Annotated in this window: 10 protein-coding genes and 1 riboswitch; of the genes, 5 read left to right on the top strand and 5 right to left on the bottom strand. The window is 43.1% G+C overall.

What is annotated here, in order from left to right; translation table 11 throughout:
• Positions 1-10: 10 nt before the first annotated feature.
• Genes hemW through NBH14_RS10360 form a run of 3 tightly spaced genes read right to left on the bottom strand, consistent with a single transcriptional unit; the run spans position 11 to position 1,679 of the window.
• Positions 11-1,138, bottom strand: coding sequence for a radical SAM family heme chaperone HemW (hemW, locus tag NBH14_RS10370; protein ID WP_186959125.1), 1,128 nt, complete (start codon positions 1,136-1,138; stop codon positions 11-13).
• On the bottom strand, positions 1,138-1,446 hold the full coding sequence (locus NBH14_RS10365; protein ID WP_007654845.1) for a type II toxin-antitoxin system RelE/ParE family toxin: 309 nt from the start codon (positions 1,444-1,446) through the stop codon (positions 1,138-1,140). Before NBH14_RS10365 ends, hemW begins: the two co-directional genes overlap by 1 nt.
• Positions 1,443-1,679 carry a hypothetical protein gene (locus NBH14_RS10360; RefSeq protein WP_052329213.1) on the bottom strand — a complete coding sequence of 79 codons (237 nt, stop codon included), beginning with the start codon at positions 1,677-1,679 and terminating at the stop codon, positions 1,443-1,445. Before NBH14_RS10360 ends, NBH14_RS10365 begins: the two co-directional genes overlap by 4 nt.
• A 196-nt stretch (positions 1,680-1,875) precedes the next feature.
• Here NBH14_RS10360 and fusA2 point away from each other — a divergent pair, with 196 nt between their 5' ends.
• Positions 1,876-4,032, top strand: a complete 2,157-nt coding sequence (gene fusA2 / locus NBH14_RS10355) for an elongation factor G2 (protein WP_186959065.1) — start codon at positions 1,876-1,878, stop codon at positions 4,030-4,032.
• 88 nt (positions 4,033-4,120) lie between these two features.
• Here fusA2 and NBH14_RS10350 read toward each other — a convergent pair whose 3' ends face one another.
• Positions 4,121-4,603, bottom strand: coding sequence for a YkgJ family cysteine cluster protein (locus NBH14_RS10350; protein ID WP_007654842.1), 483 nt, complete (start codon positions 4,601-4,603; stop codon positions 4,121-4,123).
• 132 nt (positions 4,604-4,735) lie between these two features.
• Between NBH14_RS10350 and NBH14_RS10345 the strand changes: the two genes are divergently transcribed.
• The 3 genes from NBH14_RS10345 to NBH14_RS10335 all read left to right on the top strand — a co-directional run bounded on the left by NBH14_RS10345 (position 4,736) and on the right by NBH14_RS10335 (position 10,328).
• On the top strand, positions 4,736-5,539 hold the full coding sequence (locus NBH14_RS10345; protein WP_186959064.1) for a UDP-2,3-diacylglucosamine diphosphatase: 804 nt from the start codon (positions 4,736-4,738) through the stop codon (positions 5,537-5,539).
• Complete coding sequence (locus NBH14_RS10340) at positions 5,536-6,690, top strand: glycosyltransferase family protein (RefSeq protein ID WP_186959063.1); 1,155 nt, start codon at positions 5,536-5,538, stop codon at positions 6,688-6,690. Before NBH14_RS10345 ends, NBH14_RS10340 begins: the two co-directional genes overlap by 4 nt.
• A gap of 410 nt (positions 6,691-7,100) precedes the next feature.
• Positions 7,101-10,328: a DUF6383 domain-containing protein gene (locus tag NBH14_RS10335; protein ID WP_186959062.1), complete on the top strand. Its 3,228-nt coding sequence runs from the start codon at positions 7,101-7,103 to the stop codon at positions 10,326-10,328.
• Positions 10,329-10,616: 288 nt separating this feature from the next.
• On the opposite strand, the gene NBH14_RS10330 is transcribed toward NBH14_RS10335, so the two are convergent.
• Complete coding sequence (locus tag NBH14_RS10330; protein WP_186959061.1) at positions 10,617-11,897, bottom strand: O-acetylhomoserine aminocarboxypropyltransferase/cysteine synthase family protein; 1,281 nt, start codon at positions 11,895-11,897, stop codon at positions 10,617-10,619.
• Between the two features lie 119 nt (positions 11,898-12,016).
• Positions 12,017-12,219: riboswitch (cobalamin riboswitch) on the top strand.
• Positions 12,220-12,350: 131 nt separating this feature from the next.
• Between NBH14_RS10330 and NBH14_RS10325 the strand changes: the two genes are divergently transcribed.
• Positions 12,351-14,711: a TonB-dependent receptor gene (locus NBH14_RS10325; RefSeq protein ID WP_186959060.1), complete on the top strand. Its 2,361-nt coding sequence runs from the start codon at positions 12,351-12,353 to the stop codon at positions 14,709-14,711.

Below are 14,711 nucleotides of genomic sequence, written 5' to 3'. Positions count from 1 at the left end.
TTTGTTAAAATTAGACCCATAAAAGGTCGCTCATGATGCCATCGGAGATAAAAATTCCTTCCCTGGAAAGGAGTAAAGTTTCGCCTTTTTGAATAAGCAGGCCCTGTTTAAGGTAAGGGCCTGCCTGCTTTTGGCAGTAGGCAAGTATCTCTTTTCCGAACAGTCTTTGAATTTCAATTAAACTGACGCCCCATATGGTGCGAAGTCCGGTAATAATGAAGTCATTGTAGCGGGTGTTTAAATCCAGTTCCTCTATTTCTATGTCGGGTGAACCGCTGTCGATTCCCCGGAGATAGGCTGGGAGTGAGGATATATTCCATTGGCGGCTTATTCCGTTATAGGAATGGGCGGACGGGCCTATCCCCAGGTATTTCCTGCCGGTCCAGTACGAGCTGTTATGGCGGGAGAGCATTCCGGGACGTGCAAAGTTGGATATTTCATACTGCTGATATCCGTTTGCCGTCAGCCGTTCTATCAGTGAGGTGAAAAGGGCTACGCTGACCTCTTCTTCTACGGGAGAAATCTTTCCGGCTTCCTTTAGTTTATATAAAGCCGTTCCTTCTTCATATATTAAATGGTAAGCGGAGATGTGTGGAATGTCGAGTCGGATAGCGGTGTCGAGATTGGCTTCCCATTCTTTTACTGTCTGTCCCGGCAGGCCGTATATCAGGTCGATGCTGATATTTGATAAGCCGTTCTCCTTGCATAACTCGACTGCCCGCAAGGCCTGTTCCCGGTTATGGCGACGGTTCAGGAAGCGGAGGTCCTCTTCCTTGAAACTTTGTACTCCCATACTGACACGGTTAAAGGGTAGTGAGCGCAGGGAGGCCACATATTCGGGTGTCATATCGTCCGGATTGGCTTCCAGGGTGATTTCCTGACAATGGCTAACATCGAAGAGCCGGTGGATGGCATTGAATATACGGTCGAAATCCTTCGCCTCCAGTTGGGATGGTGTCCCGCCACCGAAATAAATGGTTTCGACAGGTTCGCCATCCGTATACTCCTTGCGTAATTCCAGTTCACGGACCACGGCGGCAAGGCACGGCTCTTTGTACTTCATCTCCGTATTGGAGAAAAAATCGCAGTACAAACAACGTTTTGCACAAAAGGGAATATGGATATAAAGACCTGCCATTATTTGAGTATCGTCCATAGTTTTTGAGGGTCTTGACGGGTATCCCAAATCAATGCTACATATATTACATCTTTATCTACTGTGTAATATATTTTACAATGTTTTTCAACTAAATATCGGTAAGGTGGAGCCCAATCGGTTGTATTTTGCTCAATGGTTCCCATAAGAGGAAATTTTTTTAGCAGATTAATATGCTGATATATAGATTCTACAATATGTTTGGCTTTAGAAGTGCCAAAGGTTGTCTGGTTAAATCTAAATATCTGCTCAATTTGTTGTTTTACAAGAGGATCCCAGATTATTTTCATTGTAAGGATTTTATGAAGTCACTCATTTCCTGCTCTTCGATATAGTTTCCGCTCTTTTTATTATTTTCAGCTCGGTTTAACAATGCATTCAGGAGTTCGGAAGGCATATCATACGTTTTGGTCGGAGAGTCGGATAGTAACTTTTTAATGTACTTCTCGGCTTTAGCCAGTTTCTCGTTATCCAGTTGCATCAGAGCTTCAACCAGATCCATTTTACGTGCTTTTAATTCCATAGTTGTCATAGTAATAATCTTAATTTATATCTATTATACAAAGGTACGAAAAAATATCCCAGAAGAGGCCTGTTACATAACATAGTTCTCAAACACGGGGCAGATAATTGTTTTTTTCCTGTACATTCTCTAATTTGCGGCCTCGTGAGTAATTCACGTAATGATATTTATTGTTAAACTCAAAATACCTGATATCATGAAAGTATACCAAACAAACGAAATTAAGAACATCTCTATCTTGGGAAGTTCGGGCTCTGGGAAAACCACTCTCGCTGAAGCAATGCTTTACGAGGGTGGAGTTATAAAACGTCGTGGCTCTGTGGACGGAGGAAATACAGTGAGCGACTATTTCCCGGTTGAGAAAGAGTATGGATACTCAGTGTTCTCAACCGTTTTCAGTGTTGAGTGGCAAGACAGGAAGCTGAACTTTATCGATTGTCCGGGTTCGGACGACTTTATCGGTGGAGCTGTTTCAGCCCTGAACGTTACCGATACGGCACTGATGGTTTTGAATGCCCAGTATGGTGTGGAAGTGGGAACAATGAACCAGTTCCGGTATACAGAACAATTTCATAAACCCGTTATCTTCGTTGTCAATCAGTTGGATAACGATAAAGCGGACTACGACGGAACAATTGCCCAGCTGAGAGATCAGTTTGGCAGCAAGATTGTTCCTATCCAGTATCCGGTTAATACAGGAGCCTCTTTCAATGCCGTTGTCGATGTGTTGAAAATGAAGATGTATCGCTGGAAACCCGAAGGCGGTGTACCTGACGTACTGGAAATTCCGGCAGAAGAGATGGACAAAGCCATGGAACTTCACAAAGCGCTCGTTGAGGCAGCAGCCGAAAATGACGATATGCTGATGGAAAAGTTCTTCGAAGAAGGCACTTTGAGCGAGGACGATATGCGTGCCGGTATCCGTGCCGGTTTGGTTATCCGCGGTATGTTCCCGGTATTCTGCGTTTGTGCAGGACGTGATATGTGCGTTCGCCGTACGTTGGAATTCCTTGGAAATGTGGTTCCTTGTACCGACAAGATGCCTCGTCCGGTAACAACCGAAGGCGTGGAGGTTACTCCTGTAGCCGATGGCCCGACAAGTCTGTTCTTCTTCAAGACTACTATAGAACCGCATATCGGCCAGGTTTCCTATTTTAAAGTGATATCAGGAAAAGTAAAAGCAGGAGACGATTTGCTGAATGCCGACCGTGGTTCGAAAGAACGTATCGCACAGTTATTCTCCGTTGCCGGACAGACTCGTAACGAAGTGTCTGAAATGGTGGCAGGCGATATCGGTGCAACAGTGAAGCTGAAAGATGTGCGTCGCGGTAATACCCTGAATGGTAAGGGATGCGATTATAAATTCGACTTTATCAAATATCCGGACCCGAAATACCGCCGTGCCGTTAAGCCGGTTAATGAGTCGGATGCGGAAAAGATGATGGAAATCCTGAACCGTATGCGTGAAGAAGACCCGACATGGGTTATCGAACAGTCTAAGGAATTGAAACAGACAATCGTTTCCGGACAGGGAGAATTCCACTTGCGTACGTTGAAATGGAGAATTGAAAATAATGATAAGCTGCCGATTGAGTATCTTGAACCGAAGATTCCGTATCGTGAAACCATTACAAAGGCTGCCCGTGCTGACTATCGTCATAAGAAACAGTCCGGTGGTGCAGGCCAGTTCGGTGAAGTTCACTTGATTGTAGAACCTTATTATGAAGGTATGCCGGCTCCGGATATGTATCGTTTCGGCGGACAAGAATATAAAATTAGCGTACGTGATACGCAAACTATTGATTTGGACTGGGGTGGTAAGCTGGTATTTATTAACAGTATCGTTGGTGGAGCCATCGATGCCCGTTTCTTGCCGGCTATTCTGAAAGGTATTATGGCACGTATGGAACAGGGACCGTTGACCGGTTCGTACGCCCGTGATGTGCGCATCATTGTCTATGATGGCAAGATGCATCCGGTAGACAGTAATGAAATTTCTTTCATGTTGGCCGGTCGTAATGCCTTCAGTACTGCCTTTAAAGAAGCTGGTCCAAAGATTCTCGAACCTGTTTATGATGTAGAAGTTTCCGTTCCGGGTGATTATCTGGGTGATGTAATGAGCGACTTGCAAGGACGCCGTGCCATCATTATGGGTATGAACAGTGAAAAAGGCTTTGAAAAGTTGTTGGCTAAAGTTCCTTTAAAAGAAATGTCCAACTATTCAACTTCTTTGAGTTCTATTACCGGTGGCCGTGCTTCATTCACAATGAAGTTCTCTGCTTACGAACTTGTACCGTCAGATGTACAGGATAAGCTGTTGAAGGCTTACGAAGCTACTCAGTCAGAAGATTGATTAATAAATTAGTATCTAACTATAAGGCATCCTCTTTGGGGGATGCCTTTTTTGTTTCTTTTAGCTGGTATCGCAAGTCGTTTTTTCCTTAAAACTCCTGTTTCAACTGCTCTAACGTATGGAATACTGCCGGGCAGGTCTCTGCATTCTTAATTGTCAGTGCATGTATCTGGTAGAACTTTTTCCGGTCCGTATGCGGATATTCCCGGCAGGCTTTCGGACGGTCCTCATAAATACTGCAATAATTGTCGCTTCCCAGGAAGGGGCAAGGCATTGAACGGAATACATACTCCTTATCTTCGTCGATATGCAAATGTCGTTGAACGACTTCGTGTGGTTTGATACGCAATGCTTGTGCAATCCGTTCGATATCACGGTCTGTGATGCGCGGTCCCAATGTTCGGCAGCAATTCCCGCAGTCCAGGCAATTGATAGAATCGAATACCTCCTGGTGAATGGCATGTATCGTGTCGTCCAGTTCCCGGTGACGGTTCTTCTTGATAGATTTGAAAAAAGTCTTTGTTTCCTTCTCTACTTTTTTAGCTCTCTCAGGGAGGGAGTTAATATCCATAAAATGATTATGTTTTAATTTGAAAGGGCAAATGTAAGCATTTACGGTGGAAAAAGAAAAAGCATCTTCATACGGTTGTTGCAATGCTGTAACAGCGGTTGCGTTTCTTTGTGTAGTGTAAATATCTTACGTATGAAACTAAGAAAATATTATCCGACCGTTGTGCTTTCTGACATTCACCTGGGTTCTGAACATTCCAGGACGAAAGAAGTAACCAATTTCCTTAAACATATTGACTGCGACCGTCTGATCTTGAACGGTGACATCATTGATGGCTGGCAACTTCAGAAATCCGGCAAGCGATGGAAGCAGGCACAAACCGATTTCTTTAAAGTCCTGATGAAAATGATGGAGAAGAAAGGAACGCAAATCATTTATATCCGTGGTAATCACGATGATTTCCTCGATAAACTGGTTCCTTTCCGGTTCTCCAATATCTCTATCGTAAAAGACTATTTGCTGAACAGCCACGGGAAGCGTTACCTGGTGACCCATGGCGATATCTTTGATACGATAACAACGAATATGCGTTGGCTGGCGATGCTGGGCGATATAGGTTATACTTTCCTGTTGTGGCTGAACAAGATTTATAACAAGAATCGGGAAAAGCATGGTAAACCTTATTTCTCCCTCTCGCAGCATGTGAAACACCGGGTGAAGAGTGCTGTCTCTTACATCTCCGATTTTGAAAAGGAGCTGGTAAAACTGGCACAAGCCAAACGCCTTGACGGAATTATCTGCGGTCATATTCATCAGGCGGCAAATGTTCGGTACGGCAATGTTCATTACCTGAATTCCGGCGATTGGGTGGAAAGCATGACTGCCCTGGTTGAAAATGAACAAGGAGAGTGGAATATTCTGACTTACAATAAGGCAGAGTACGATATGGAGGAAGAATCTGTTTCAAAACCTGTATTATATGCTGAAGTGATATGAAAATGCTGTTTATCATACAAGGGGAGGGTAGAGGTCATCTGACACAAGCCTTGTCTCTCCGGCAGAAGCTGGCAGACGAAGGCCATCAGGTTGTCGGTGTGCTTGTCGGGAAAAGTCCGGCCCGTCGTATCCCTGATTTCTTTATGGAGAAAATCAATGCACCGGTCTATTCTTTTGAAAGTCCGAACTTTCTGCCTACGGCAAAGAATAAGCAGGTTAATTTGCTGAAAAGTATAGGATATAATGTATTGCGACTGCATAAATATACGGCTAGTATACACTATATTAACCGGATGATAAAGGATACAGGTGCAGATGTGGTAATCAATTTTTATGAGTTGTTGACGGGACTGACTTACTTGTTTTGCCGTCCGAAAGCGATGATGGTTTGCATTGCTCACCAGTATCTTTTTCTGCATCCTGATTTCTCTTTTCCCAAGCTGAATGCAGTCTCTTTATCTTTGTTGAAGTTTTTCACCCGTGTAACGGCTATTGGTGCTACGAAAAAGTTGGCCCTGTCATTTCGGAAGATGCGCGAAGTTCCGGCAGATAAGATGGTGGTAGTACCTCCTTTATTGCGTAAGGAAATAATAAATAAGACTCCCCGAAAAGGTAGCTATCTGCATGGCTATTTGTTGAATAGCGGATTCGGTGAGGAGGTGAAAGAGTGGCATACTGCCCATCCGGAGGTTCCGATGCATTTCTTTTGGGATAAGCGGGGAACCAAAGAAACCACAAAGATTGACGATACACTTTCTTTTCATCAGTTGAACGATATCCGTTTTGTCAAATATATGGCAAATGCCAAAGCGTATGCAACGACAGCCGGTTTCGAATCTGTTTGCGAAGCGATGTATCTGGATAAGCCTGTCCTGATGGTTCCAACCCATATTGAACAGGCCTGTAATGCTTATGATGCATCTTTGTCGGGAGCGGGTACGGTGGCCGAGCACTTCGATTTGGATGCTTTGCTGCATTTATCAGAAACCCACCAGCCGAATCCTGTATTCCGCCATTGGGTACAGCAGGCGGATTGGTTAATCCTGCGTGAATTCCGTGAAGATTTGTTGATGGAGGAGATGCCATCATCCGTTTGGCATCGCTTGTCTATGCATTGGGTGTATAGGGTGACGAAGACATTTTCGATTTAACCGGTATCGCATTTTTGTGATAAGTTTTTATTGCGTTAAAGCGGTAATGGCTCTTCGCCATTATTTATTCCGGTTAGTTTATATATAATATTAATGTACGTGTACATTTTATAATGCTTGCTTATAGCTTTCCTTATCTGGGTTCCCTTTTCATGTTCCTGGTTATAATCCGGAAATGGGAAAGGAAAATAAGGTTTGTCATTTTTATCCCCGATTTTGTACAAACTATCGTATTCAATTGATAAGAAAGGATATGACCTGATAAAAAAATCAATGAAAATAATTGTGGATAAAAAACTATTGTTTACTTTTGCTGAAGTATTTGACGATCGTATGAAAAGCCGGTAGATAAGACCGGTATTATTAGATAGAACTTTAAATTACTTAGTATTAATATTAAATTTTTGATTATGAACAAAAAGTTTTCTACGCTTTTAGCCAGCGTGTTGCTGGTTGGATCCGTTTCTGCTAATGCGCAGGTTTATGCGGATCAGGTATCAAAGCTTGAAAAGGGATTTTATGCCTTGAATGCTTCCGGAACAGCGGTTACAACGACAGATGGTTCTACTGTTGTAGGTAAAAATCTTCAGGTTGTAGATGGTAAATTAAAAGTTGCGAATGATCTGACTTCAGATTATAACAATGCTTTGTGGACAATCACTGCCAGTGCAACAAATTCAAATCACTTTACCTTGGTGAATAAAGCTACAGGTTTGGCTATTACATTCGATCCGAAGACTGCTGTTGTTGCTGATAAAAATGGTGCAGTAACGGCACCTGCAACAGGTCAGTTATTAACAGGTCAGAGTATGGCTTGGGGATGGGTTGCAAACTCTTACTCAGATGAGTTGGAAGCTCCTAAAGCATTAACTTATGCATTGTCTGTTGACTCAACAATGGCTTTGGCTACTGCTACAGACGGTACTGTTTTTGCTTATAAGTATGCTAATGCAAAACCAGCAACAGGTGTTACAGCCTTGACTATTCAAGCTACTAAACCGACAACAGTAGCAATGACAAAAGATGATCTGAATGTTTTGGACGGTGGTACAAATGGTCTGTATTTCACTTTAACTCCAAAGAAAAAGGATCTGAAAGTTGATATGATCAGTGGCGTTAAATTCCAGGCTGAAGATATCACTGGAGGTTATGTTGCTTTGAAAGAACTTGGTACTAAAAAGTATCTGCGTGTAGATACTGCTGTTCATGTTGCTACCGGTTTGAATAAAGATAATCTTTATCAATTGGCTCGTAAAGAACTGAAAACAGGTGAAACTACTGCAGCTTCTGTTCCTAACCATTTTAAGATTGTAAAAGATTTGTTTAAAGACAGCGTTTTTGTTTCAATCAAACAAGATGGTTCAAGATTTACGTATGATGAAGCAGGTAATGCAACTGGTTCACAGTGGGCTACAGCTATGGTTTTGACAGGAACTCCTCATGCAGCAGCTGATTATTGTACTTTGTCAAGCATCTTATTAACTCCGACTACAGAAGTAATGACATTCTACAAACCGGCAGTTCCTACTTCTGCTACATTGGTAGAGGAAAACTTGCTTTTTGCAGTTTCTGATCCTGCAACAGCAAGCGACTATAAAACATCTGTAGCTGACGGTTTGTATTATATTAAGAACTCTAAAGGTCAGTACTTAGCATCTCCGATCTACAATAACGGTGATGAAGCAAAATGGGTAACTGTTGATGCTAATGAACAGAGCGTTGCTAATATGCCTGCTTATCAGTGGGTTGTATTAAAAAATAATACACTCTCTTATTTTGCCGATAAATCTACAGTGGAAATTATCAACCGTGAATTTGCAGATTTGAAGACAAATGCAAATCAGTTGTATAAAAATGAAGGTGCTACTTATTACTATGCAGGAGCTGAATTTGATGATTTGGCAATTACTGACTCTTTAGTATTCGAACAGATTACAGATAAAGCTGTATTAGGAAACGAAAATCTTGGTTACAAGAAATTGACTGAAAACGAATTGAAGGTTAATCGTTATACATTCAATTACTTCAATCCGTATGTAAGCGACAAATATATTGGTAAGTCAACGGATTCTTTGTTAGTTGTAATGGATGGTATTATTCCGTTTGAATTAACAGCTGGTACTGAAGAAGCTTATGGTTATACAGTACCTGCTAAAGGAAACCGTATTGCGGATTTGAAACAATTGAAGAGACAGTCTTATACAATGGTTTCTCCTTCTGCAAAGGGTAACTTGAAGTTCGGTCAGAATGTAGAACATAAATATGTAATTTCTAAAGAAAACGATATTACAGCTACTCCTTTCTACTTCAAAGAAAATAACTATGCTAAGCGTGCAAGCGATGACGCAAAGAACAGTTTCTATGCTTTGGTTACATTTGATGTAAATGCTTCAACTGCAGATGATATCAATGGTAAAGCTGGTGTTGCAGACGAAACATTAGATGCTACATTGAAACAACAGGTTATCAGCGAAGTAAGAACTTCTTCTTTCTTAGTTGCTCCTTATGGTGCTCCTTTATATCGTCGTTTCAACTCTAAGGTTTTGGAAGGCAATGAAGAAACTCCTGATGCTCCCGATACATTACGTTTCGTAGAAAAATATCGTAAAGAATATTTACAGGTAGAAGCAAACGAAAACTTCAAGGTTGATGGTATCAAGTTCTTAGGTATCTATACTCCTGACTTTACAAAAGATGGTAAATCATTTATCGTTGATACTGCATTCGTAAATCGTTGGAATGGTGCTATCAAACCGCAATATTTGATCTCTATTAACCGTATGGATCAGGCATTCGAACCGGGTGAAATGTGTCCTGTATGTAAAGAAATTGTAGCAAATGGTGGTACTCGTCCTGTAAACTGTCCTCACGATAAAGCAGGTAAGGCTCCGTTCCACATGGGTGAATATCTGGTTAACTTCGCAGACTCTGTAAATAATGCAGCTAACAAAGCTGATTATGCTTGGAAAGGTTACACTCGTGCTGGTTTCGTGAAAGCAGCTCATATGGGTGATAGCTTATTCATTTTGACAGGCCGTTTTGCAGATGTAACATTAGCTACATTCGATACTGCTGTTATCAAACAAGCTGTAAAAGATAAGAAATATGCAGAAAAGTATATCGTAAACTTACAGAAAGACAATCACAAAGCAGTAACATGGTCAATGCGTTTTGTAGATCCTGAAAAGGCTGCTAAGGAAAATGAAGAAGATCGTGCATTCTTAATGGAATCTCAGAAAGCTGAAGGTGATAAAGATATTGCTCCGACTAAGGGACAATGGTTGAAGATGCAGAACGGTTGTATCGTATTGTCAGGTTCTTTGGATGGTTCAGAATCTTCATTCGATCAGATTACTGGTGCTGATGATGCTTTGATCTTCAATGTTGAACAGGGTAATAAAGAAGATATAGCTACAGAAAACGAAGCAATTTCTACTTCAACTGTTAGCGTAATCGCTGGTAACGGTGACATCACAATCAAGGGTGCTGCTAATAAGACTGTTACTATCAGCAACGTTCTTGGTCAGACAATTGCTAGCACAGTTCTTTCTTCTGACGAAGCAACTATCTCTGCTCCTGCAGGTATCGTAGTTGTAGCTGTTGAAGGCGAAGCTGCTGTTAAAGCAATCGTAAAATAAGAATTAAAGAATAATTAAATAGAAAATAGCTTCTCTGCCTTTCCCCTATGGGGAAGGGCAAGTAGCCTGTGAAGGCGAACAGATTGGAAGCGTAATTTTAGTAATAAAAATAAAATAAAGTTCATCCATGAGTATCCCTGCGAAGGGAGGAAATGGACAAAAAACAACCCCGGCGGTATTTAATACCATCGGGGTTTTGTTTTTAATGAGCTCCTGGAAACGGAGTTCATTATGTTTAATAGGAAACCGTATTCTATACAATACGATTTCCTGTTGAATAACTATTGATTACTGATTTAAAGCCTGCTCGATATCCGCAATGATATCGTCCGCACTTTCGATGCCGACAGAGAAACGGATCAGGTCCGGAGCGATACCGGCTTCCTTCAATTGTTCGTCGGTCAACTGGCGATGCGTATGGCTTGCCGGATGAAGCACACAAGTACGGGCATCGGCCACATGAGTAACGATTGCAGCCAGTTTCAGGCTGTCCATAAACTTGATGGATACCTCACGTCCGCCTTTCAAGCCGAATGACAGGACACCGCATGAACCGTTCGGAAGATATTTCTTTGTCAGTTCGTAATATTTATTTCCTTCCAGATCCGGATAGTTTACCCAGGCTACTTTGTCGCAATTCTGAAGCCATTTAGCTACGGCTAGTGCGTTTTTACAATGCTGCGGCATACGCAGATGCAATGTTTCCAGTCCCAGGTTCAGCAGGAAAGCATTTTGCGGAGACTGGATAGAACCCAGGTCACGCATCAACTGGCTGGTAGCTTTGGTGATATATGCCAATTTCCCGAATGTCTTTGTATAAGTCAAGCCGTGATAGGAATCATCCGGCTGGCAGAGGCCCGGGTATTTGTCTGCATGCGCTTCCCAGTCGAAGTTACCGCTGTCGACGATACAACCTCCGACGGCAGTCGCATGTCCGTCCATATATTTGGTCGTAGAATGCGTAACGATATCGGCACCCCATTCGAACGGGCGGCAGTTGATCGGTGTGGCAAATGTATTGTCGACGATCAATGGTACGCCATGTTTGTGAGCGATACGGGCAAACTTTTCAATATCCAGTACCATCACTCCCGGGTTGGAGATCGTTTCACCGAACAATAACTTGGTATTCGGGCGGAACGCTTTGCTGATTTCTTCTTCACTGGCATCCTGGTCGATGAATGTACATTCGATACCCAGCTTTTTGAGGGTAACGGACAACAGATTGTATGTACCGCCATAAATACCGGTTGCGCTTACGATATGGTCGCCGGCTTCGCAGATATTGAAACAGGCAAAGAAGTTGGCAGCCTGTCCCGATGAAGTCAGCATTGCTGCCACACCACCTTCCAAAGCGGCGATCTTGGATGCTACGGCATCGTTGGTCGGGTTTTGCAGACGGGTATAGAAATAACCACTCTCTTCCAGATCGAACAGTTTCGCCATCTGTTCGCTGGTCTCATACTTGAAGGTAGTACTCTGATAGATAGGCAGAACGCGCGGTTCTCCTTTTTTAGGTTGCCAGCCACCCTGCACACACAAAGTTGCCGGCTTGAATGAATTGCTCATATTATTAAATGTTTGCTATGTAATTATATTCTGCTGACAAAAGTAAAGAATAGTTCGTTCCATTAATACAAATCTACGATCATTTATAAAAAATAGGGTACTGTTTAAAAATAATCTTTACCTTTGCCCCCGGTTTTGGTGTCACAAATCCAGTTCTACGGAAAAGTGATGAAAAGGGAATCAGGTGAAAATCCTGAACAGACCCGCTGCTGTAAACTCCGCCAAAGTCGTTGAACACAACTCAATCCACTGTTCGCAATGAATGGGAAGGACGTTCAATGACGGAGTAAGTCAGAAGACCTGCCAGAATCAGTAGTTTTAAGCTTTCGAGGAATAAGGCTGAAAAACATGTAAGTAAGGACTTGACTGTATCCTGTAGAGAGTTCTGACTGTTCATGTGTTCCGTTCAGTTTTATCGAAAGCCTGTCGTTAATATATAATGTTTTTGATGGGATGAGAGGTTTCATACATGTATTTTTGTTGTTTATTTGTTTGTTCCCTGTAAGTCTGGCGGCGCAAGACAGGGTCACGCTGTCCGGAGAGGTGAGGGGAGAAGATGGTGCTCCGCTTCCTACGGTTACTGTTGCCATCGAAAATACGACGGCAGGGACATACACCGACGACCGGGGGCGCTATTCACTAAGCATGAAACCAGGAAAACATACCCTTATAATTACCCTACTGGGCTATAATACAATAAAAACAACTCTTGATATCCGCAGGAACAAGACGCTCGATTTCGTTATGGCTGAAAATTCCGTAACCCTGAATTCTGTCGAGGTGTATGGCAAATCGAAAACACAGAAGATCAAGGAAGGTGCTTTCTCGGTAAATGCCCTTGATGTAAAATCGCAGATCAACTCGTTGAAGAATCTTACTGATATAGTGAACCGGACGACCGGAATAAAGGTCCGGGAAGAAGGAGGAGTCGGTTCTGATTTTGATCTTTCCATCAACGGGTTATCGGGTAATTCCGTCCGTTATTTCATTGATGGGGTGCCGTTAGACAGTAAAGGGAGCAATGTGACGCTTGCCAATCTACCTGTCAACCTGATCGACCGGGTGGAGATCTATAAAGGAGTGGTGCCTGCTTCGTTGGGAACGGATGCATTGGGCGGTGCCGTCAACATTATTACTAAGGCGGAGAAGGAGAACTTTCTGGATGCATCTTACAGTATTGGTTCCTTTCATACACACAGTGCCGACCTGAATGCACAGTTTGTGGAACAACGCACAGGCTTGATTGTGCGTCCTACCGTTGGCATCAACTATTCGAAAAATGACTACCGGATGAAGGATGTTCAGATGCGTGACGAGACTGGCGACCAATTCATCTATGGCAATCCCAAACGTTTCCATGACGGTTATTTTTCGCTTTTAGCACAGATAGAAGCAGGAATGGTAGGCAAATTTTGGGCGGACGAATTCTTTGTGTCGGCATCTTATTCCAAAACAGACAAGGAACTGCAAACCGGCTCCGTACAGACCAAAGTGTATGGCATGGCGGAGCGTAATTCGGATGCGTGGAATGTGTCGGCACGGTACAACAAACACAACTTTCTCACAGAAAACATGACATTGAAGGCGACCTTGTCACACACATGGGATCATTCCATCACCATTGATACCGCCTACCGTAAATATTATTGGGACGGAGGCTACATCGTGAGTCAACGCAACGAAATCCGTGGCGGCGAACGCTCCATACGTCACTATAAGCGTCCGCTGACTATTGCTCGTGCCAATTTGGATTATCAGCTGAATGAGCATCACGGCTTTAACCTGAACTATAATCTGAGCCGGACGGGCAACGACCGCTACGACGATTTAGACCAGAGTTTCGAGCCGTCTAACGATGCGGTAACCAAACATATCGTCGGACTGACTTACAGTCAATCGCTTTTCGACGGCAAGATGCAGAATGTATTCTTTGCCAAAGACTACGTGAACCATCCCAATATCCGGCAGACCGATCAATCCACCGTAACCGGCTCGGACAAGGTACAAGGTTCGACTACGAAAAACTATTTAGGATACGGAGCCGGACTGCGTTATACGTTCTTCAACCCGTTGGCTGTAAAGATTTCATACGAGCATAGTGTACGTTTGCCTATTGCCCGGGAACTGTTGGGCAACGGAACGACCGTCTATGCCAATGTGGCGTTAGAGCCGGAGAAGAGTAACAATGTCAATCTAGCCTTGTTCGGAACATGGCGTCCGGCCGCCCGTCATACCGTCTATTACGAGACAAACGGTTTTTTGCGTTATGTGGACAACTATATACAAACTTCCGTCATCGAAAAAGAAGGTATGTTGCAGTATGTCAACGATCCCGCTGTCCATATTAAAGGTGTGGAAGGTGAAGTCAGCTATGACTGGGACGGACGGTTGCAACTCATGGCTAATGTCAGTTACCAGGATGCCCGCGACCAGCAAAAGTATAAGGAAGACGGCAAGCCTTCTGCCACCTACAACAACCATGTGCCTAACCGTCCCTGGCTGTTCGGCAGTGCGGAGGCAAGTTATACGTTCCGCAACCTTTGGCAACAAGGCGGCAAGTTGCGGTTAGGTTGTACGTTCCAGTGGGTACATTGGTATTTTCTGACCTGGGAAGCCTATGGCAACCGTGATACAAAGGCGCGTATTCCTTCGCAACACATTTGCAATGCCAATGCTACTTACTCATGGAAGCATGACCGCTACAATATCGCATTGGAGTGTACCAACTTTCTCGATGAAACGGCTTACGACAATTATAAGCTGCAAAAGCCCGGACGTGCTTTCTTTGCGAAATTCAGAGTCTTTATTAATTAA

Source organism: Parabacteroides caecihominis (genome assembly GCF_023656785.1).
Lineage (GTDB): Bacteria > Bacteroidota > Bacteroidia > Bacteroidales > Tannerellaceae > Parabacteroides > Parabacteroides segnis.
This window is presented reverse-complemented; position numbering and strand designations above follow the sequence as displayed.

Coding starts and splice junctions, on each gene's coding strand:
- hemW (WP_186959125.1), bottom strand. CDS start 1,138: ATGGCAGGTCTTTATATCCATATTCCCTTTTGTGCAAAACGTTGTTTG.
- NBH14_RS10365 (WP_007654845.1), bottom strand. CDS start 1,446: ATGAAAATAATCTGGGATCCTCTTGTAAAACAACAAATTGAGCAGATA.
- NBH14_RS10360 (WP_052329213.1), bottom strand. CDS start 1,679: ATGGAATTAAAAGCACGTAAAATGGATCTGGTTGAAGCTCTGATGCAA.
- fusA2 (WP_186959065.1), top strand. CDS start 1,876: ATGAAAGTATACCAAACAAACGAAATTAAGAACATCTCTATCTTGGGA.
- NBH14_RS10350 (WP_007654842.1), bottom strand. CDS start 4,603: ATGGATATTAACTCCCTCCCTGAGAGAGCTAAAAAAGTAGAGAAGGAA.
- NBH14_RS10345 (WP_186959064.1), top strand. CDS start 4,736: ATGAAACTAAGAAAATATTATCCGACCGTTGTGCTTTCTGACATTCAC.
- NBH14_RS10340 (WP_186959063.1), top strand. CDS start 5,536: ATGAAAATGCTGTTTATCATACAAGGGGAGGGTAGAGGTCATCTGACA.
- NBH14_RS10335 (WP_186959062.1), top strand. CDS start 7,101: ATGAACAAAAAGTTTTCTACGCTTTTAGCCAGCGTGTTGCTGGTTGGA.
- NBH14_RS10330 (WP_186959061.1), bottom strand. CDS start 11,897: ATGAGCAATTCATTCAAGCCGGCAACTTTGTGTGTGCAGGGTGGCTGG.
- NBH14_RS10325 (WP_186959060.1), top strand. CDS start 12,351: ATGAGAGGTTTCATACATGTATTTTTGTTGTTTATTTGTTTGTTCCCT.